Source organism: Glycomyces artemisiae (assembly GCF_003002955.1).
Classification (GTDB): domain Bacteria; phylum Actinomycetota; class Actinomycetes; order Mycobacteriales; family Micromonosporaceae; genus Glycomyces; species Glycomyces artemisiae.
The window spans coordinates 774,440-792,511 of record NZ_PVTJ01000001.1 but is presented as its reverse complement, the minus strand read 5'-3'; the positions used below and the strand labels follow the sequence as shown (position 1 = coordinate 792,511).

At 71.5% G+C, this 18,072-nt stretch carries 17 protein-coding genes and 2 tRNA genes; 7 read left to right on the top strand and 12 right to left on the bottom strand.

Annotated features, from left to right (window positions below):
- Positions 1-20 precede the first annotated feature (20 nt).
- The 3 genes from B0I28_RS26795 to B0I28_RS03755 all read left to right on the top strand — a co-directional run bounded on the left by B0I28_RS26795 (position 21) and on the right by B0I28_RS03755 (position 2,544).
- Positions 21-203, top strand: a complete 183-nt coding sequence (locus B0I28_RS26795; protein WP_146147958.1) for a hypothetical protein — start codon at positions 21-23, stop codon at positions 201-203.
- A gap of 142 nt (positions 204-345) precedes the next feature.
- Entirely contained in the window at positions 346-1,806 is a 1,461-nt protein-coding gene (locus B0I28_RS03760; RefSeq protein WP_219926529.1) for an MFS transporter, read from the top strand.
- Between the two features lie 93 nt (positions 1,807-1,899).
- Positions 1,900-2,544 (top strand): TetR/AcrR family transcriptional regulator, encoded by a 645-nt coding sequence (locus B0I28_RS03755; RefSeq protein ID WP_219926528.1) that lies wholly within the window; start codon positions 1,900-1,902, stop codon positions 2,542-2,544.
- A gap of 39 nt (positions 2,545-2,583) precedes the next feature.
- Here B0I28_RS03755 and B0I28_RS03750 read toward each other — a convergent pair.
- The 4 genes from B0I28_RS03750 to B0I28_RS27775 form a co-directional block, all read right to left on the bottom strand.
- A tRNA-Gly gene (locus B0I28_RS03750) sits at positions 2,584-2,680 on the bottom strand.
- A 65-nt stretch (positions 2,681-2,745) separates the two neighbouring features.
- Positions 2,746-2,818 (bottom strand) — tRNA-Gly (locus tag B0I28_RS03745).
- An 89-nt stretch (positions 2,819-2,907) separates the two neighbouring features.
- On the bottom strand, positions 2,908-3,567 hold the full coding sequence (locus B0I28_RS03740; RefSeq protein ID WP_106362435.1) for a GNAT family N-acetyltransferase: 660 nt from the start codon (positions 3,565-3,567) through the stop codon (positions 2,908-2,910).
- Between the two features lie 40 nt (positions 3,568-3,607).
- Positions 3,608-3,982 (bottom strand): GNAT family N-acetyltransferase, encoded by a 375-nt coding sequence (locus tag B0I28_RS27775; RefSeq protein ID WP_245888876.1) that lies wholly within the window; start codon positions 3,980-3,982, stop codon positions 3,608-3,610.
- Between the two features lie 152 nt (positions 3,983-4,134).
- Here B0I28_RS27775 and B0I28_RS27770 point away from each other — a divergent pair, with 152 nt between their 5' ends.
- The 3 genes from B0I28_RS27770 to B0I28_RS03725 all read left to right on the top strand — a co-directional run bounded on the left by B0I28_RS27770 (position 4,135) and on the right by B0I28_RS03725 (position 7,615).
- The gene (locus tag B0I28_RS27770) at positions 4,135-4,794 is read left to right on the top strand and encodes a hypothetical protein (RefSeq protein WP_245888864.1); all 660 of its coding nucleotides are present in this window, start codon (positions 4,135-4,137) and stop codon (positions 4,792-4,794) included.
- Positions 4,694-7,027 (top strand): phosphoketolase family protein, encoded by a 2,334-nt coding sequence (locus B0I28_RS03730; protein WP_245888875.1) that lies wholly within the window; start codon positions 4,694-4,696, stop codon positions 7,025-7,027. Before B0I28_RS27770 ends, B0I28_RS03730 begins: the two co-directional genes overlap by 101 nt.
- A gap of 117 nt (positions 7,028-7,144) precedes the next feature.
- A complete protein-coding gene (locus B0I28_RS03725; protein WP_219926527.1) occupies positions 7,145-7,615 on the top strand; it encodes a DUF4188 domain-containing protein in 471 nt (156 codons plus the stop codon).
- Here the strand turns inward: B0I28_RS03725 and B0I28_RS03720 are convergent.
- From B0I28_RS03720 to B0I28_RS03710, 3 genes are all read right to left on the bottom strand, one after another.
- On the bottom strand, positions 7,612-8,589 hold the full coding sequence (locus tag B0I28_RS03720) for a phosphotransferase family protein (protein WP_106362432.1): 978 nt from the start codon (positions 8,587-8,589) through the stop codon (positions 7,612-7,614). The two genes, B0I28_RS03725 and B0I28_RS03720, sit on opposite strands and share 4 nt — an antisense overlap.
- Before the next feature lie 100 nt (positions 8,590-8,689).
- On the bottom strand, positions 8,690-9,403 hold the full coding sequence (locus tag B0I28_RS03715; protein ID WP_106362431.1) for a PspA/IM30 family protein: 714 nt from the start codon (positions 9,401-9,403) through the stop codon (positions 8,690-8,692).
- 51 nt (positions 9,404-9,454) lie between these two features.
- Positions 9,455-11,482 carry a TPM domain-containing protein gene (locus B0I28_RS03710; RefSeq protein ID WP_106362630.1) on the bottom strand — a complete coding sequence of 676 codons (2,028 nt, stop codon included), beginning with the start codon at positions 11,480-11,482 and terminating at the stop codon, positions 9,455-9,457.
- Positions 11,483-11,698: 216 nt separating this feature from the next.
- Between B0I28_RS03710 and B0I28_RS03705 the strand changes: the two genes are divergently transcribed.
- Positions 11,699-12,178: an Hsp20/alpha crystallin family protein gene (locus tag B0I28_RS03705; RefSeq protein WP_181245624.1), complete on the top strand. Its 480-nt coding sequence runs from the start codon at positions 11,699-11,701 to the stop codon at positions 12,176-12,178.
- 56 nt (positions 12,179-12,234) lie between these two features.
- Here the strand turns inward: B0I28_RS03705 and B0I28_RS03700 are convergent, their stop codons facing one another.
- From B0I28_RS03700 to B0I28_RS03680, 5 genes are read right to left on the bottom strand one after another with little or no spacing between them, the layout of a single operon-like run.
- The gene (locus B0I28_RS03700; protein ID WP_219926526.1) at positions 12,235-14,841 is read right to left on the bottom strand and encodes an exo-rhamnogalacturonan lyase family protein; all 2,607 of its coding nucleotides are present in this window, start codon (positions 14,839-14,841) and stop codon (positions 12,235-12,237) included.
- A complete protein-coding gene (locus tag B0I28_RS03695; RefSeq protein WP_219926525.1) occupies positions 14,838-15,506 on the bottom strand; it encodes a DUF1961 family protein in 669 nt (222 codons plus the stop codon). Before B0I28_RS03695 ends, B0I28_RS03700 begins: the two co-directional genes overlap by 4 nt.
- On the bottom strand, positions 15,488-16,189 hold the full coding sequence (locus tag B0I28_RS03690) for a rhamnogalacturonan acetylesterase (RefSeq protein ID WP_106362428.1): 702 nt from the start codon (positions 16,187-16,189) through the stop codon (positions 15,488-15,490). The genes B0I28_RS03695 and B0I28_RS03690 overlap by 19 nt, the downstream gene beginning before the upstream one ends.
- Positions 16,189-17,070: a carbohydrate ABC transporter permease gene (locus B0I28_RS03685; protein ID WP_106362427.1), complete on the bottom strand. Its 882-nt coding sequence runs from the start codon at positions 17,068-17,070 to the stop codon at positions 16,189-16,191. Before B0I28_RS03685 ends, B0I28_RS03690 begins: the two co-directional genes overlap by 1 nt.
- A complete protein-coding gene (locus B0I28_RS03680; protein WP_106362426.1) occupies positions 17,070-18,032 on the bottom strand; it encodes an ABC transporter permease in 963 nt (320 codons plus the stop codon). The genes B0I28_RS03685 and B0I28_RS03680 overlap by 1 nt, the downstream gene beginning before the upstream one ends.
- Between the last annotated feature and the right edge of the window lie 40 nt (positions 18,033-18,072).

The following is an 18,072-nucleotide window of genomic DNA, read 5'->3' as shown; positions in this document are numbered from 1 at the left end:
CTGATGCGATTGGTCTGTAGATGGAAGATAATCTGGGCGCCGCTCCCGGCGTGGTCGTCGGGGTCCTGCTCATCATCGCGGCGGTCATGTGGTTCTCCCCCGGCGCGCGCCACAAGTTCCGCAAGGCGACGCTCTGGCTGGTGATCGTCGCGGTCGCGATGATCATCATCTTCGGCTACCTGAACGCGGGGCAGGAGACCTAGGCCCCGGCGTTCCAGCAGCCCGAGCCCGCAGCGACATCGCTGCGGGATTTTTTCGGCCCCGCTATTGGAACAGATCATTCCGCTCTGCTATAGTGGAATCAAGCGTTCCGTTCCAAAGAACTCGGATCAACCGGAGGCACCCGTGACCGCCATCGTCGAAACCCCGACCCCCGCCGCGGCGGCGGACGCCGCGCCCCCGCGGACCTTCCCCCGCCGCTGGCTCGGCCTCGTCGCCATCCTCTCCGCGACCCTCCTCAACCTGCTCGACGCCTCGATCGTCAACGTCGCGGCCCCCGCGATCCGCGGCGACCTCGGCGGCACCGCCGCCACGATCCAGTGGCTCTCGGCGGGCTACACCCTCGCCCTCGCGGTCGGCCTGCTCACCGGCGGGCGCCTCGGGGACATGTTCGGCCGCAAGCGGGTCCTCATGATCGGCCTGGCCGGCTTCCTCGCCGCCTCGCTCGCGTGCGGCCTGGCCGACTCGATCGGGCTGCTCCTCGCCGCCCGCGTCGTCCAGGGCGTCTTCGCCGCGGTCATGGTGCCGCAGTGCTTCGGGCTCATCCGCGACATGTTCGGCCGCGACATGGGCAAGGCCTACGCGCTGTTCGGCCCCGCGATCGGGCTCGCCTCGATCGCCGGACCCGTCGTCGCCGGGGTCCTCGTCGACGCCGACCTGCTCGGCACGGGCTGGCGCTCGATCTTCCTCATCAACCTCCCGCTCGGCCTCGCCGCGATCGTCCTCGGCGCGAAGGTCCTGCCCGCGGGCGCTCCCGCGGTCAAGGGCCTCAAGCTCGACCTCGGCGGCGCGCTCATCGCGGGCGCCGGGATGTGCCTGCTGCTCGTGCCGCTCGTCGAGGGCCGCGAACTCGGCTGGCCGGCCTGGTCGATCGCGATGCTCGTCGCCTCCGTCCCGGTCCTGGGCCTGTTCGCCTGGACCCAGGCCCGCCGCGCCCGCTCCGGCCGCACCGCGCTGGTCGAGCTGAGCGTCTTCAAGAAGCGGTCCTACACCTCCGGCATCGCCTTCGTCGTGGTCTTCTTCGGCGCGGTCACCGGGTTCTCGCTCGCCGTCGGCCTGTTCCTCCAGCTCGGCCTCGGCTTCGGCCCGCTCCAGGCGAGCCTGGCGATGGCCGCGTGGGCGGTCGGCGCGTTCATCGGCTCCGGCTCCTCCGCGGCCCTCGCGCCGAAGCTCGGCCGCGGCGTCCTGCACCTCGGCCTCGCGGTGATGGCGGTCGGCCTGACCGTGGTCTGGCTCCAGTTCGGCGCCGCCGCCGCGCCCGGCACCTGGGCGCTGTCCCCGGCGCTCGGCGTCTTCGGGATCGGCATGGGCATGATCTTCGTGCCGCTCTTCGGGATCATCACCGGCGACCTGGAGGACCACGAGGTCGGCTCCGCGTCGGGCCTCCTGGAGTCCTTCCAGCAGGGCGCGTCGGCGCTGGGCGTCGCCGGGCTCGGGACGGTGTTCTTCAGCCGCTTCGCGATCGGCTCCGGCGCGGCCGAGTCGATGGACGCGGCCCAGGCGGTGGCGGGCCTGACGGTCCTGCTCACGCTGGTGGCGTTCCTCGTCGCGTTCGGCCTGCCGAAGCAGGCGAAGGCCGAGCACTGAACGCAATGAGCCCCCTCCGCCGGTCGTGCCTTCGGGTGCGGCCGGCGAAGGCGTACCAGAATGAACCGCTCTGTTCCGGATAGGATGCGTGCCATGACCGACAAGCCGCTCAGCGGGCGCAAGGCGCAGGCCGCCCGCAACGACAAGCTCATCCTCGAAGCCGCCCACGAGGTGTTCGTCGACGACCCGGCCGCGCCGATCGCGGAGGTCGCCAAGCGCGCCGGGGTCGGCATCAGCGCGCTGTACCGGCGCTACCCCAGCAAGGAGGACCTGCTCCGCAAGCTGTGCAGCGACGGCCTGGACCGGCACATGGAGCTCGTCCAGGAAGCCATCGACGACGACGGGGACCCGTGGGACGCGTTCTGCGCCTTCATGAGAGCCGTCGTCGCGGCCGACACCGCGTCGATCACCGTCAAGCTCGCCGGGACCTTCACGCCCTCCGAGGAGATGTTCAAGGCCGCGATCGAGGGCGACCGGCTCAACCACGTGCTCATGGAGAAGCTCCACGGCGCGGGCGTGCTCCGGTCCGACGCGCGGATCGGCGACCTCATCATGATCACCGAGTCGCTCGCGTCGATCCGCATCGGCGACAAGGAGCGGACCACCGAGCTGCGCCTCCGCAGCCTCGAACTGCCGCTCCAGGCCCTCCGGGCCCCCGGCGGCGACCCGCTCCCCGGGCGCGCGGTCGAGGACCAGGAGATGGGGGTCCGCTGGATTCCGAAGGACGCCAAGGCATGAGCAAAGGGGCCTCCCGTTCGGGAGGCCCCTTCTCATCTGAGCGGACGACCGGGATCGAACCGGCGACCTACACCTTGGCAAGGTGTCGCACCAGCGCGAAGCGCTGCAACGGCACAGCCAACTGCGCTACGTCCGCCCCGAACCGACCCCGGTCCCCGGGCACGCGAAAGGCCCGGTCATCCGACCGGGCCTTCACTTCAGAGCGGACGACCGGGATCGAACCGGCGACCTACACCTTGGCAAGGTGTCGCGCTACCAACTGCGCTACGTCCGCATTCCACAAGCCTTGACTTGCGAACGACCATACTGTAGCGCACGGTTCAATCGGACTTCATGGGGCCTTGGCGCCGATTGGGGCTCAGATCACGCTTCCGCGGCGGCCAGCCCGAGCATCGCGCGGGCCTCCTCGCCGAACCCCTCGATGCGCACCTCGTGCTTGCGGTGCGCCTCCCAGTCCGCGCGTGAGAGGCGCCAGCGGTTGTCCTGGCGGCGCACGCCGCGCACCACGTGGTGCTCGATGCCGTCGGCCTTGTAGCCGAGCTTGCGCGAGACGCCCGAGGACGGGCCGTTGCCGTCGAGCGAGGCGCTCGTGGCGTACTCGGCGCCGAGGCCGGTGAAGATGAACTCCAGGACCGCCGCGCGCATCTCCGTGCCGATGCCCTGCCCGTGGTGGGCCAGGCCGAGCCACGAGCCGGTGGACGCCTCGCGGGTCAGGGTGATCTGGTTTCCCTTCACTTCCTGGGTGCCGACGACCTGGCCGTCGTGGACGACGACGAACGGCAGGGTCCACTTCTCGGGGGTCAGCTCGGCGATGACCCGCAGCTGCCACTGGATCGTCCCGCGGCCCCGCTGGAGCGGCTCGGCGTCCGTCCACGGCATCAGGAACGGCATGAAGTCCGGGTCGTGGACGCCCTCGGCGGCGCGGTCGGCCAGCGCGGCGAGGTCGTCGAAGTCGGGCAGGCGCAGTTCGAGCCGTTCGGTGCGGAGCCGGATCTTGTAGACCGGCAGGTAGTCGGCGAGCATGGCTCGATTCTCGCGGGGCGCGACCGGTCCCGCAATCGAGTTATGCGGCGCCGAGCATGGCTTTGGCGTCGCGGTCGAGTCCTTCGACGGCGACCTCGTGGGTGCGGTGGGCCTCCCAGTCGGCGCGGGTGAGGCGCCAGCGGCGGCTGGTGACGCGCCGGTCCTTGTAGACCTGGTGGTCGATGCCGTCGGCTTGGTAGCCGAGTTTGCGGGAGACGCCCTCGGAGGGGCCGTTGCCGTCGAGGGAGTCGCTGAGGGCCCATTCGGCGTCGAGGCCGTCGAAGAGGAGGGCGAGGACGGCGGCGCGCATCTCGGTGCCGAGTCCGCGGCCGTGGTGGGCCCGGCCGAGCCAGGAGGCGGTGGTGGCTTCGCGGGTGAGGTTGTACTGCTTGGCGGCGAGGTCCTGCTTGCCGATGACGCGGCCGTCGTGGACGGCGACGAAGGGGAGGCTCCAGCGGTCGGGGTCGAGGCCGGCGAGGAGGCGGAGGTTCCACAGGAGGGCGGTGCGGGCGCGCTCGCGGGGTTCGGCTTCGGTCCAGGCGTTCTCGAAGGGCTGGAAGGAGGGTCGTGGACGCCTTCGGCGGCGCGGTCGGCGAGGTCGGCGAGGTCGTCGAGGTCGGGCAGGCGCAGTTCGAGGCGTTCTGTGCGCAGGCGGATGTTGAAGACGGGCAGGTGGTCGGCGAGCATGCCTGTGATTGTGCCCCGCGGGTGCGACGGCGCGGGGCCTTACACTTTCGGGGAGGCGTCGGAGGATGGGAGCACGCTATGAACATGGGCCAGTCGGGGATGCTGTTCGTCTTCGGGATGTCCCTGCTCGTGACGGCGATCATCATCACGGGGATCGCGTTCGCGGCGTCTGCGGCGAAGTCGCGGGCGGCGGAGGAGCGGGCGGACCAGTACCGGGACCTCGCGGAGAAGGCGAGCGTGGACGCGACGGAGGTCCGGGCGGCGCTGATCGAGGTGAAGGGGCGGCTGGCGGCGGTGGAGCGGCTGCTGAAGGACCGGGACCGGGCCGAGCGCGAATTATTCTTGCGAATCGCGGTCAGTGCGCGCGTTATGGGGCACGCTCTGACGCATGGACACCGCGAAGACCGACCGTTCCAGCGCGCCGCTTTCCGAAGAGGAGCTGGCGCTCGTCGACGCCTACTGGCGGGCCGCGAACTATCTGACGGTGGGGCAGATCTACCTGCTCGACAATCCGCTGCTGCGCGAGCCGCTCAAGCCTGAGCACGTCAAGCCGCGGCTGCTGGGCCACTGGGGCACGAGCCCGGGGCTGAGCCTGATCTACGCGCATCTGAACCGGTGCATCAAGGCGCGGGGCCTGGACATGATCTACGTGTGCGGGCCGGGGCACGGGGGTCCGGCGATGGTGGCGAACACGTGGCTGGAGGGGACGTACCCGGAGCTGTACCCGTCGGTGAACCACTCCGAGGAGGGGATGCGGCGGCTGTTCCGGCAGTTCTCGTTCCCGGGCGGGATCCCGTCGCATGTGGCGGCGGAGGTGCCGGGCTCGATCCACGAGGGCGGGGAGCTGGGGTACGCGCTGTCGCACGCGTACGGGGCGGCGTTCGACAACCCGGGGCTGACGGTGGCGTGCGTGGTGGGCGACGGCGAGGCGGAGACGGGGCCGCTGGCGGGGTCGTGGTTCTCGAACGTGTTCCTGAATCCGGTGTCGGACGGAACGGTGCTGCCGATCCTGCATCTGAACGGGTACAAGATCGCGAACCAGACGGTGTTCGCGCGGATCTCCGACGAGGACCGTGCGAGCTTCTTCCGGGGCGCGGGGTACGAGCCGTTCCTGGTGGACGGGGACGATCCGGCGGACGTGCACCAGCAGTTGGCGGGGACGCTCGACGCGTGCTTCGACCGGATCGCGGAGATCCGCGCGGACGCGAGGTCACAGGCGAACGGCACGCCGGTGCGACCGCGGTGGCCGATGATCGTACTGCGCACACCGAAGGGCTGGACGGGTCCGTCCGAGGTGGACGGCGTGCCGGTCGAGGGGACGTGGCGGGCGCACCAGGTGCCGCTGTCGGCGGTGCGCACGAATGCGGATCACCTTGCGATGCTTGAGGAGTGGATGCGCTCGTACCGGCCGGAGGACCTGTTCGACGCGACGGGCGCGCCGGTGCCGGAGCTGCTGGGGCTGCCGCCGGAGGGCGAGGCGCGGATGAGCGCGAACCCGCACGCGAACGGGGGCCTGGTGCTGCGGGACCTGGTGCTGCCGGACTACCGGGACTACGGGGTCGCGATCGAGGGGCACGGGCGCACCGTCGCGGAGGCGACGCGGGTGCTGGGGGCGTGGCTGCGCGACGTCATGTCGGGGAATCCGGACCGGTTCCGGCTGTTCGGGCCCGACGAGGTCGAGTCGAACCGGCTCGGCGCGGTGTTCGAGACGACGGACCGGCAGTGGCAGGCGGAGATCCTGCCGACCGACGAGCACCAGGCGCCGCACGGGCGGGTCATGGAGGCGCTGTCGGAGCACCTGTGCGAGGGCTGGCTGGAGGGGTACCTCCTCACGGGTCGGCACGGCCTGTTCACGAGCTACGAGGCGTTCATCCACATCGTCGACTCGATGTTCAACCAGCATGCGAAATGGCTGGACTCCTCCGGGGACATCCCGTGGCGGCGGCCGATCGCGTCGCTGAACTACCTCTTGTCGAGCCACGTGTGGCGCCAGGACCACAACGGGTTCTCGCACCAGGACCCGGGGTTCATCGACCACGTGATGAACAAGAAGGCCGACATCGTGCGGGTGTACTTGCCGCCGGACGCGAACACACTGCTGTCCACGATGGACCACTGCCTCCGCAGCCGACAGTACGTGAACGTGGTGGTCGCCGGGAAGCAGCCCGCGCTCCAGTACACGAGCATGGAGGAGGCGGTGCGCCACTGCGAACGGGGCCTCGGCATCTGGGAGTGGGCGTCGACCGATGCGGGGCGCGAGCCCGACGTGGTCCTCGCATGCGCCGGGGACGTGCCGACCCTGGAGGTGCTGGCCGCCGCCGACCTGCTCCGAGTCCACCTGCCGGACTTGAAGGTCCGGGTGGTGAACGTGGTCGACCTGATGCGGCTCCAGCCGGACACGGAGCACCCGCACGGCCTGGGCGACCGCCAGTTCGACACGATCTTCACCGCCGACCGGCCGGTGCTGTTCGCGTTCCACGGCTACCCGATGCTCATCCACCGGCTCACGTACCGGCGCACCAACCACGACAACATCCACGTGCGCGGGTACAAGGAGGAGGGCACGACGACCACGCCGTTCGACATGGTCATGCTCAACGACCTCGACCGGTTCCGGCTCGTCATGGACGTGATCGACCGGGTCCCGGGCCTGGGCCCGAACGCGGCGGGCCTGCGGCAGCGGATGGTCGACGCGCGGCACGCCGCCCGCGAGTACACGCGCGAGCACGGCGAGGACCTTCCCGAGGTCGCACAGTGGAGCTGGCCTGGATAGCTTGGCGCGCAACGCGAGTGACGCGAGTCGCGGATGCGACCGCTTGACGCGTCGCGAACACGCTTCGTTAACCTGTTAGGGGAGGCTAACTACCGCTCACCCCTTGGAGGTCCTCACGTGGCGAAGGTCAGGCCCGGACGCGTCGTGGTCGACTACGGCGAGGACCTCGTGGTCTTCACCGGCGGCATGCGGATCAACCGCCTGTGGAAGGTCGGCCGGTGGCTGCCGGTCCTCATCGCGCTCCGGAAGATCCTGCGGGAGCTGGCGTCCGACCCCGAGCTGGGGCTCCTCGACTCGCGGTTCGCGCTCAGCGGCCGGGTCGTCATGGTCGTCCAGTACTGGCGCAGCGGCGACCACCTGGAGGAGTACGCGCACTCGCAGGAGCGCCTGCACCGCGGCTTCTGGAAGTGGTTCAACCGCAACGTGAAGGACAACGGCGACGTCGGCCTGTGGCACGAGCTGTACCAGGTCCCCGCGGGGGCCTACGAGACCTCCTACTTCAACATGCCGCCGTTCGGGCTAGCGCGCGCTACCAAGGAGAAGGCGGCGGCGCGCACCGACCCGGACGACCACGACCACGACCACTAGAGGCCGAACGCGGTGAAGTCCTTCTCCAGGGTCTCAGTGGCCCACTTCTTCTGGTTCGCCTCCTGCTCGGCGTCGAACCCGCGGACTTTGCACTCGGCGACCAGGATGAGCATGATGTACGTGCGGTAGAGCGCGAGCCGCCGCTCCTCCCCCGCGGTCATCGGGCGGCCCAGGAAGCCCTCGACGGCCGAGGGGAACTCCTCCTCCGGGACCATCTGGAGCGACACGAGCTCGGCGACCGGGTCGCCGTAGAACGCGCGCTCGCCGTCGATGAACGCCTCGAACTCCCAGTCGTCCCCGCCCCGGCGCACGAAGATGTTGCCGTCCCACAGGTCGAAGTGGACGAGCGCGGGCCGGGTCACCTCGTCGAGGAGTCCGCGCTCGCCTTCGAGGAACGCGCGGATGGCGGCGACGGGGCGCGGGAGCGCCGTGCCCTGCTCCTCGATGTCGTCGAGGACGTCGTTCACCATCGCGAGGAAGGACTCCGACCAGGTGCTGCTCATGGTGCGCCCGCTCGCGCGGGGGTAGCCGAAGTGCTCGCCGGTGACGCTGGCGAAGCGGGCGGCCTGGGCGCCGATCTCCTTGCGCAGGGCCAAGAGTCGATCGGTGGGGATGTCGCCGCGGACCTTGTAGAGCGGTACGCCGTCGAGGCGGTCGATGACGAGGATTCCGGCGTCGGGGTCGGCGTGCCACAGGCGCGGCATGGGCGCGCCCGCGGCCAGGCCGCGCTCGAAGCACTCGATCTCGGTCGCCATGAGGTCGACCTCGTAGCGCAGCAGCTTCAGGCCCTTGTCGGGCGCGACCTTGACCACGAGGCGGCGGCCGTCGGCCAGGTCGAGGGCGTGGGCGGCGTTGAAGAAGCCGTCCTTGAACTCCTCGTGCGCGGTGAACGCCAAGTCGGCGCCGAGCGCGCCGCGGACGAGGGCTTCGGCGTCGGCGCGGTCGAGGCGGGGGCGGATGGCGACTTCAGACATGGCGCCATTCTCGCCGCGCCGCCGCGCCTGCGCAACACCGTTCCCACGGCGCCGAACGGCCCCGGAGCACCGCGCTCCGGGGCCGTCGGGCCGTCTGCGGTCAGCCCGCTTTGAGGGCCGCGAGGCGCGCTTCGATGTCGGCGTCGTCGCTCACGCTGTCGAGGGCCTCGAACTGGCTGTCGAGCGAGGACATCGCGAGCTCCTGGTGGCCGCGGACCTTGGCCTCCTCCCGGCGGACCTTGTCCTCGAAGCGGCTCACCTCGCTGAGCGGGTCCATGACGTCGATGCTGCCGATGGCCTCGTTGACCTTCTGCTGCGCCTCGGCGGTCTTGGCGCGGGCCGAGAGGCTGGTCCGCTTGGCCTGGAGCTCGTTGAGTTTGTCCTTCATCTGGCCCAGGCCGGTCTTGAGCTTGTCCACGACCTCCTGCTGGCTCTTGATGATCGGCGCCTCTTCGGACATCTCCTTCTCGACGGCGATCTGCTTGCCGAGGGCGACCTTCGCGAGGTTGTCGAACTTGTCGGCCTCGGCCGCGTTCCCGTCCGCGCGCAGCTGGTCGGCCTTCTGGCTGGCGTTCTTGGCCTTCGCGCCCCACTCGTCGGCGGCCTTCTGGTCGGCCGCGTAGTCGTCCTCCATCAAGCGCAGGTTCCCGATGGTCTCGGCGATGGCGTTCTCGGCGTCCACGATGCTGTTCTTGTAGTCGCGCTCGATCTGGGCGAGCATCTTGGCGGGGTCCTCGGCGTTGTCGATGGCGTCGTTGATGTTCGCCTTGACGAGCTGCGAGATCCTCCCGAAGATCGACTGCTTCTTCGACATGTCCACTCCTTGTTCACAGTGCTTGCGGAAGACGGGCCAGCGGCCCGGAAGTCAGAACCGGCCGCCACCCCCTCGCCTCCCGCGGGTGCCCGACCCGCCGAACGACCCGGGCCCGCGGCGGTGGCCGCCGCCTCCCCCGCCGAAACCGCCCCCGCTGAAGCCGCCTCCGCCGAAGCCGCCGCCGCGCCCGCCGCCACCGCCGAGGATCTGGCCCAGGAGGATGCCGCCGAGCATCGCGCCCGCGTTGCCTCCCATCGGGTTCGACCCCTTGTTCGGGTTCGACGGCGCCAGGTAGCCCTCGACGTCCTGCCGTGCGAGCTGCGCGGCGGCGTTCGCGAGCTGGTCGGCGCGCTGCGCCAGCGCGAGGGCCTGCACCGGGTCGGTGTCGGCGAGCGCGCGGGCCTGGGCGAGCTGCTGCTTCGCCTCGTTGAGGCGGGTGCGGGCCTCGGGGCCGACGGCGCCGCGGTTGGTCGTCACGTAGTCCTCGACGGCCGCGGCGGTGCTCTGCGCGCTCAGGAGCATCTGCTGGAGCTGCGCGCGGGCCTTCTGCGCGTTCTGCACGGCCCCTTGGAGGGCGCGGACCTCGTTCTCCAGGTCGAGGGAGGCCTGCTCGACGCGGCCGGTGGCGGCGAGCGGGTCGACCGGGCCGGTCTGGGCCTTGACCTCGGCGATGACGGCCTTGAGGTTCGCGGCCTTCGCGGCGACGGCTTGGCCCCCTTCGGTGCCGGCGAGGCGCTCGGCGTCGGCGGCGTCCTGCTCGGCTTCGGCGAGGACGCCGGGGAGCTGGGACGCGGCGGTGTCGAGCTCGGTGCCGCGGCGGACCACGGCCTGGGCCATCTGCTCGGCCTGGCCCACGGCCTCCTCTGCGGCGCGGACGAGGACGGCGGCCTTCCCGCCGTCGTCGGCGGCGACCGCGGCTTCGGCGTCGGCGAGCTGCTCCTGCGCGAAGCGGAGCCGGTCGGCGGCGTTGTCGGGGAACTCGCGGACGGTGGCGGCGGCGGTCGCGGGGTACGCGGTCCCCATGGCGGCCAGCGCGGTCCGGGCCGCGTCGAGGTCGATGCGCGCGGCGCGCTCCTTGAGGGCGGCGATGGCTTCGGGGGCGCGGCGGCCGAGGTCGCGGAGGGCGTCGAAGTCCCCGGCGACGGCGTCGAGGTCGCCGTTGGCCTTGGTGAGGCGGTCGATGATGTCGGCGAGCATGCGGCGGCGCTCGTCCTCGGTCTCGGGCTTGTCGTCGTCGAGGAGCTGGCGGATGCGGAACGACTCGGAGAGCTGCTCCTTGGCGCCGGCGAGGGTCTGGGTGAAGCCGCCGGTGGCCTCGTCGCCGAATTCGGCGACGGCGAAGCCGAGCTCCTGCTCGCTGGTGCGGATGGCGTCGTCGGTCTCGACGAGGAGCCGGTTGGCCTCGCTGTTGAGGTCTTCGGTGGTGCGCTGGTCGACGGGCTTGCCGCCCTTGGAGGCGGCGGGTGCGCCTTTGCGGCGGCGGCGCGTCCAGACGACGGCGGCGATGACGATCGCGGCGACGACGAGGAGGCACAGGACGATGCCGAGGACGTTGGCGCCGGAAGCGGAGCCGGCGCTGGAGACGTCGTCGCCGTCAGCGGCGGCCTGGTATCCGGCGGCGGCGTCGACGGCGGCCCGGGCCCAGTCCTCGTCCTGGAGGGCGGGGGCGATGAGGCTGGAGGCGACCTCGTTGAGCTGTGCATCGGAGAGGGGGAACGCCGAGTCGACGGACCAGGTGTAGCGGCGGTCGCCGGTGGCGACGGCGAGGAGGATGTCGTCGGAGCCGAGCCCGGAGTCGACGGCGGTGGTGTCGGCCCAGGTCTGCGGGGAGTACGAGTCGAAGCTGTCGATGTAGGCGACGTACATGCCGATGCCGGTGGAGGACTTCAGGCCGTCGATGGCGTCCTCGACGTCGGCGGTGCGGTCGCCGAGGGCGTCGACCTGGTCGGTGATCGCGCCGGAGAGGACGATCGGCGGGGTGGCCTGCGCGGCGGCGGCGGGTCCGAGGAGTGCGGCGGCGGCCAGCGCCGCCGCGGTCAGGGCCGCGGCGGCGCGGCTTCCCGTGCCGGTTCGAGTCATCGCGGACCGCACCCCCGTTCGGTCGGAAACGACGTCAGTCTAGGAGCGCGTCGTCGCAGGTCGGGCGCTTTTTGAAGAACTCCTCGGGTCCAGGAGGGACGCCGCGGGTCCCGTGACGCCGGTCACGGCTGAAATATTCGGCGGGGCGCGGGCGTCGTATAGACCGTTAGCACTCAACACCCGAGAGTGCTAATGACGAGACCTGAGGAGACCACCATGATCGTTCGCTACCAGCACCCTTACGCGGCGTTCCGTCAGTTCGACCGCGAGTTCGAGCGCCTCGTGCGCCTCGGCTTCGGCCGCGGCGCCGTGCAGTACTCCCTGCGCGCCGACGTCTACACCGAGGGCGAGGACCTGGTCGTCCGCGCCGCGGTCCCGGGCGTCAGCGCCGAGGACGTCACGGTCGAGCTCGAAGGCCGCCGCCTGTCGATCACGGCCGAGCGCAAGGCCCGCGAGTCCGCCGAGGGCGACCGGTACCTGGTGCGCGGCCTGTCGGCCGGCTCGTTCCGCCGCGAGTTCACGCTCCCGGAGGGCACCACGGCCGAGCAGCTGACCGCCGGCGTCGCCGACGGCATCCTGACGGTGCGCGTCGCCGGTGCGGTCAAGCCCGCCCCGACGGCTCAGCGCATCCCCGTCGCGGGCGCGCCGGTCGAGATCGAGGCCGAGGCGACGGACGCCGAGACCGAGACCGAGTAAATACAGCGAGACCGCGGAAGGCCCCGGAGCGATCCGGGGCCTTCCGCGTGCCCGGGTCAGCGCAGGCGGTGCCCGATGAGGGCGAGGTTCTGGATGGTCGCCAGGCCGCACTGGGCGGCGTCGTTGGTGGAGAGCGTGCGCGCCTCGTCCACTGGGGCGAGGACCTCCGGCGGGAGGATCCGCACGGTGCGGAACGCGTCCTCCCCCATGAACTCGCCGCCCGCGAAGTAGGCGCGCCAGGCCCGGTCGGCGAGCTCGTCGTCGCCGAGCCGGTGCGCCGCGTACGCGGTGAGGCGCGAGTGGGCCTGCTCCAGGTGGACGCCCGCGGGGGCGGTGCCGAGCTCGGCGCGCTGGGCCTCGGGGTCGGCGAGGTAGAGGCGGCAGTACTGGAGCCAGGCGTCCTTGAACCCGGGGGCGTCGACCAGCCCGGCGTCGATGAGGGACACCAGTTCGCTGCACACCTCGACCAGGCCGAACACGGCGGAGAGGTGCGAGAGGGCGACGCGGTCGCGCGCGGTGTCGAAGCGGCCCTTGTCGAGGTCGTACAGGGCCTCGCCGGTGAAGAAGCCCTTCGGGAGCGATCCGATGTCGCGCATCGTGCCGACGAGGCGGTCGCGGGACCGCTCGTTCCCGGTGATCTCCCAGTCCGCCAGCCAGGTCGCCGCGAGCGCGCTCCAGTCGGTGCCGAGGCCGACCGCGAGCGCGCCGCGCTCGGGCCGGTAGGTCGCGGCGTCGGCGCGCACTTTGCGGGTCGGGTCGAGGGCGAGGAACGTCGCGTCGGAGTCGCGCTGCTCCAGCATGCGGTCGCGGGTGTGCTCGTCGCCGGTGAGCAGGTAGTGGACGCGGCGGTACGCGGGCGTCGAGATGCGGACCTGCTTGGCGCTGCACCCCCAGTGCTGCACGTTGTGCCGCGTCCCGAGGCCCCGCCAGGGGCCGGCGTGGTAGACGTCGACGTCGCCGGTGTGGCGGGTCATGCGCTCGGCGAGGCGGAAGACGTCGGCGCGGCCGGTGCGCAGGAACGAGGTCCACAGCCACAGGTCCGGGGAGAGCTCGGAGTTGTCCCAGGCGTAGCCGCCGACGTCGTAGCGCCAGGTGTGGCGGTCGGCGTCGTAGGCGTGCATGACGTCGCCGAAGTTCCAGAACCCGTACCAGGACCGCTGATCGACCTGTCCGATGTAGAAGTCCAGGAGGAAGTCGAGCCGGTCTTCGAGGGCGGCGCGCTTCGGGTCGGCGCGGTCGGGCAGGTCCCAGTCGCCGAGGAACCCTTGGAGGGCTTCGGGCGCGGCCGCGAGCTGGGGGCGCAGGGCTGTGCCGCGGGCGAGGCGGGCGAGTTCGGCGACGGGCGGCGTGGCGGCGTACGGGGTCACGGTGAGCTCGTGGGTGCGGGCGATGCCGTGGGCGGTGCCGAAGCCGGGCTCGTAGTCCTCGTAGGTGATCTCAAGCGCGTCGAGCTGGTCGGCGTAGGTGTCCTGGCCGAGGCCGTCGTGGTAGAAGCGCAGGTCCATGGGCTCGGCGTCGGGCGACCAGAGCCAGAGGGTCAGCGTCGCGGCGTCCGTGTCCGCGGCGCGGACGTCGAGGCCGGTGGGGTGGGACTGCCAGAACCCGGTGAGGCCCAGGGCGAGTCCGCCCGCGGTGTCGCCGACGTAGGCGAGCCCGTCGGCGCGGGTGCCCTGGGCGGCGTCGATCCAGGGCCGGTCGGCGGCGGTGCGCTTGCGGATCGTGTAGCCGTTCGCGTTCGGCTGGCGCAGCGTGTAGTCGGCCCAGGCGGGGATCCAGCGCGACAGGGGTTCCACGTCGCGGTCCCAGGAGGACGGGTCCGGGACGGGGCGGCCGTCGAGCTGGGCGGCGCGGACCTCGGCGCCGGGGTCGCGGCGCAGGCCGGTGAGGCCGCGCACGGCCTCGCGCAGGAAGCCGCCGCCGGCGCCCGCGAGGCGCACGTGGCGGTCGTGGAGGTCCGCGCGCAGCGGCACGGTGAACCGCAGGCCGAGCGAGGAGAGGAAGTCCCGCTCGGGGTCGCCGTCCCAGGTGAAGGAGTGGACGATCCGGAACGTCGCGGCCCCGGCGGCGAACACGAGCCGCACGGTGAACGGGAGCCATGCGCGGCCCGAGTCCTCGCGATGGACGCCGGTGACGCGGACGACGGCGCGCAGCGGCCCGTCCTGCTCCACTTCGCAGGCGGTGACGTGCCCGGTGGCGTGCGCGCGGCCGGGGACGTCGGGTTCGGGGCGGTCCTGGCGGCTGGAGACGAGGCGGCCCGAGGCGGCGACCTCGGCGTCGCCGATGCGGATCGAGCGGACCAGGTCGGTGCCGGTGCGGGACAAGGTGATGCGGGCGGCGCCCGTGTCGACCGCGACGGCGTCGGCGGTCTCCGCGACGTGGACCCGCACGGCCGGTGCGGGGCCGGGGCCGCGCACGACCCGGTAGCCGTCCGCGGGCTCGCCCGCGCCGAGCGCGATCCCGGCCCATTTGACGCTGCCGTCGGGCCAGGCGGCGAGCCGCCACGTCTGGGCGGGCACCGGGGTCCCGGTGTCGTCCACTACGGACAGTTCAGCGGGGTCGGCGACGGCGCCGGGGGCGAGCGGGACGCCGCAGGTGACGCCCGCGAGCGCGAGGTCGGGCGCGGCGTCGTCGAGCCAGCGCAGGGGCACATCCACAGTGGTCACAGGGCGGTCACCTCAAGGTCGCGGTAGTGGGAGACGAGCGGGGCCATCTGGCGGAAGCCGATGCGGCCCGCGCCGAGCGGTTCGGGGTCGCGGAACGTGAAGAGCGTCAGGCCGTCGATCGCGAAGGTCACCTCCGGGCCGCGCTTGGCGACGCGGACGCGGTAGTGGCCGTCGGCGTCCTCGGGGCCGGGCAGCGGGTCGGCGCCTTGGGCGACGAGGCGGAAGCCGGGGCTCTTGCGGAGGTTGCAGGTGCGGAAGCGGCGCTCGGCCGGCCACTTGCGGCGCAGGTAGGACACGTGCAGGGCGGAGACGTCGCCCGAGTGGTACTGCGGGTAGTAGCCGGTGCGCGGCGCGAGCGCCGGATCGAACAGGTCGCGGCCGCCGGTGCCGGCCGCGGCGAAGAACAGCATCGCGAGTCCTTCGCCCGCAAGGGGTCTGAAGTCCCATTCGATCGCGATGTCGGCGGGGAAGACCTCGGGGCACCAGAGCGTGAAGTGGGCGTGGTCGCCGCGCCCGGCCGCGGCCAGGGCCGCCTCGTCGGCGGTGCTGGAGAGGACCAGGCCGCCGTCGGCGTGCGCGGTCCCGGCGGGGCCCTCGGCGGTCCAGCCGTCGAGGTCGGCCGCCTCGGCGAGCGGGTTGCGGTAGGTCACGGCCGGACCAGCCACTTCCCCAGCGGCTCCTGGTCGTCGCCGACGCCGTCGAGGGCGTGCAGGTGCTCGGCGACGAAGCGGGCGACCGCGGCGGCTCCGGCGGTCGTGTAGTGGGTGTTGTCGCCCCGGAGCTGCTCGTCGACTTCGACGCGCAGGTCGGCGGCCGCGCCGTGGACGAACAGCGCGGCCGACTCGTCCTCGCCGAGCCAGGTGTAGAGCCAGCGCGTGAACGCCGTCAGGTCGACGACCGGCACGTCGAGCTCCTTGCCGAGGGCGCGCACCGCGGCGGGGTACGGGCCGTGCGAGTGGCGCAGGGCCCCTTCGTGGAACATGCGGCGCTCGACGCTGGTGGCGAGGACCGGGCGGGCCCCGGCGGCGCGGGTCTCGGCGACGAAGGCGGCGAGGCGGTCGCGGTAGCCGCCGTCGGCGGCCAGGGTCTCGGGCTCCTTCTGGTCGTTGTGCCCGAACTGGATCACGACGGTGTCGCCGGGTTCGAGTGCGGCGGCGAGCGCGTCCCAGCGCCCCTCCTCGCGGAAGGACTCGGTGGTCGCGCCGCCTTTGGCGTGGTTCTGCACCGGTTCGGCGGTGAACCGCTGGAGCTCGTCGCCCCAGCCCAGGAGCGGCAGGTCGGGGCGCCCGGAGGCGGCGCCGCCGTCGGTGGGGGCGACGGTGGAGTCGCCGGCGAGGTGGATCGTCATCAGCCCTTCACACTTCCTATGAGCATGCCTTTGGCGAAGTGCTTCTGGAGGAACGGGTACGCCAGGAGCACCGGGATGGTCGCGATGATCACCACCGCGAACTTGATCCCCTGGGCGGGGGGCGGCACGTCGGTCGCCATCTCGTCGGCCGAGAGCGAGGCCGCGGCGGTGACCTGCCGCAGGATCATCTGGAGCGTCCACTTGCTCGTGTCGCTCAGGTACAGCAGGGGCGAGAGGTAGTCGTTCCAGATGCCGACGGCGTAGAACAGCGCGAACGTCGCCAGGACCGGCTTCGACAGCGGGAGGATCACGTGCCACAGCACCTGGAGCTCGTTGGCGCCGTCGATCTTCGCGGACTCTTCGAGCTCGCGCGGGAGCTGCTGGAAGAAGTTCTTGATGATGATGAGGCTGAACGGGTTGATCGCCAGCGGCAGGATGAGCGCCCAGTAGGTGTCGAGCAGGCCGAGGTCCTTGACGACCAGGAACGTCGGGATCATCCCGGCGCTGAAGACCATCGTGAACACGACCAGGGCGAGGACGGTGCGGCGCCCGGGGAGGTCGGGCTTGGCGAGCGGGTACGCCATGAGCGCGGTCAGGCCGAGCTGGACGAGCGTGCCGACGAAGGTGACGGCCACGGTGGTCGCGAAGGCGCGCACGAACACGTCGGAGGACAGGATCGACGCGTACGAGGCGGTCGTGAACTCGTTCGGCCACAGGAAGAACGGCCGGGTGGTGATCTCCAGCTCGGTGGCGAGCGACCCGGCGAGCACGTACAGGAACGGCAGGATCGCGAGCAGGCCGACGCCGGTGAGCATCGCGACGTTGAGGACGTCGAAGGCGCGGCCGGCCCGGGTGTTGAACCGCTTGTGCGTCGTGGACATCAGAAGATCCCCTGCTGGTTGAAGCGCTTGGCGAGCCAGTTGGTGCCGAAGATGAGCACCAGCCCGACGATGGCCTTGAACAGGCCCACGGCCGTGGAGTAGCTGTAGGCGCCCTGCTCGATGCCCGCGAAGTAGACGTACGTGTCGAACACGTCGGCCACGGTCCGGTTGAGCGAGTTCGACATCAGGTAGATCTGCTCGAAGCCGGTGTTGAGGATCTGGCCGGTGTGCAGGATCAGCAGGACCGTGATCGTGGGGAGGATCGAGGGGATCGTGATGTGGCGGACGCGCTGCCAGCGGCCCGCGCCGTCGATGATCGCGGCCTCGTACTGCTCCTGGTCGACGCCCGCGAGCGCGGCGAGGAAGATGATCGTGCCCCAGCCGGTGTCCTTCCAGACCATCTGCATGAGCACGAGCGGCCGGAACCAGTCGGGGTCGGCGAGCATGTTCGCGTCGGTCCCGAACAGGCCCGCGAAGAACGTCCACAGGGGTCCGGTGTCGATCGCGAACAGCAGCGCGGTGATCGACACGACGACGGTCCACGACAGGAAGTGCGGGATGTAGACGAGGGTCTGCACGGTGCGCTTGAGGATCTGGAGCCGCAGCTCGTTGAGCAGCAGCGCCAGCACGATCGTGAGCGGGAACGCGATGAGCAGGCTGAGCGCGGCGATGACGAGGGTGTTGACGAGCAGCCGCGGGAAGTCGGGGTTCGACAGGAACGCCTGGAAGTGGGCGAAGCCGACCCATTCGCTGCCGTCGATGCCGAGGAACGGGATGTAGTTCTTGAACGCGATCCGCGCCCCGTACATGGGCCAGAACCGGAACAGGGCGAAGTACACGAGTCCGGGGAGCATGAGCAGGAACAGCCAGCGGTAGCGCACGGCGTCCCGGCGCAGGCGCCGCAGGCGGCCGGGCCCGCGCGCGAGGGGTGGTTCGCGGTCGGCCGCGAGGGCGGTCGTCATCGCAGTCTCCTTGGGGGTTCGGTGCGCGGGGCCGGGCGGG

Bases quoted from the DNA above. Each gene is read 5' to 3' on its own strand.
- B0I28_RS03690 (WP_106362428.1), bottom strand. From the start codon at position 16,189: ATGACGATCCACCTCGCCGGCGACTCCACCGTCGCCCCCACCGACGGC.
- B0I28_RS03715 (WP_106362431.1), bottom strand. From the start codon at position 9,403: ATGTCGAAGAAGCAGTCGATCTTCGGGAGGATCTCGCAGCTCGTCAAG.
- B0I28_RS03710 (WP_106362630.1), bottom strand. From the start codon at position 11,482: ATGACTCGAACCGGCACGGGAAGCCGCGCCGCCGCGGCCCTGACCGCG.
- B0I28_RS26795 (WP_146147958.1), top strand. From the start codon at position 21: ATGGAAGATAATCTGGGCGCCGCTCCCGGCGTGGTCGTCGGGGTCCTG.
- B0I28_RS03705 (WP_181245624.1), top strand. From the start codon at position 11,699: ATGATCGTTCGCTACCAGCACCCTTACGCGGCGTTCCGTCAGTTCGAC.
- B0I28_RS03755 (WP_219926528.1), top strand. From the start codon at position 1,900: ATGACCGACAAGCCGCTCAGCGGGCGCAAGGCGCAGGCCGCCCGCAAC.
- B0I28_RS03740 (WP_106362435.1), bottom strand. From the start codon at position 3,567: ATGCTCGCCGACTACCTGCCGGTCTACAAGATCCGGCTCCGCACCGAA.
- B0I28_RS03685 (WP_106362427.1), bottom strand. From the start codon at position 17,070: ATGTCCACGACGCACAAGCGGTTCAACACCCGGGCCGGCCGCGCCTTC.
- B0I28_RS03720 (WP_106362432.1), bottom strand. From the start codon at position 8,589: ATGTCTGAAGTCGCCATCCGCCCCCGCCTCGACCGCGCCGACGCCGAA.
- B0I28_RS03680 (WP_106362426.1), bottom strand. From the start codon at position 18,032: ATGACGACCGCCCTCGCGGCCGACCGCGAACCACCCCTCGCGCGCGGG.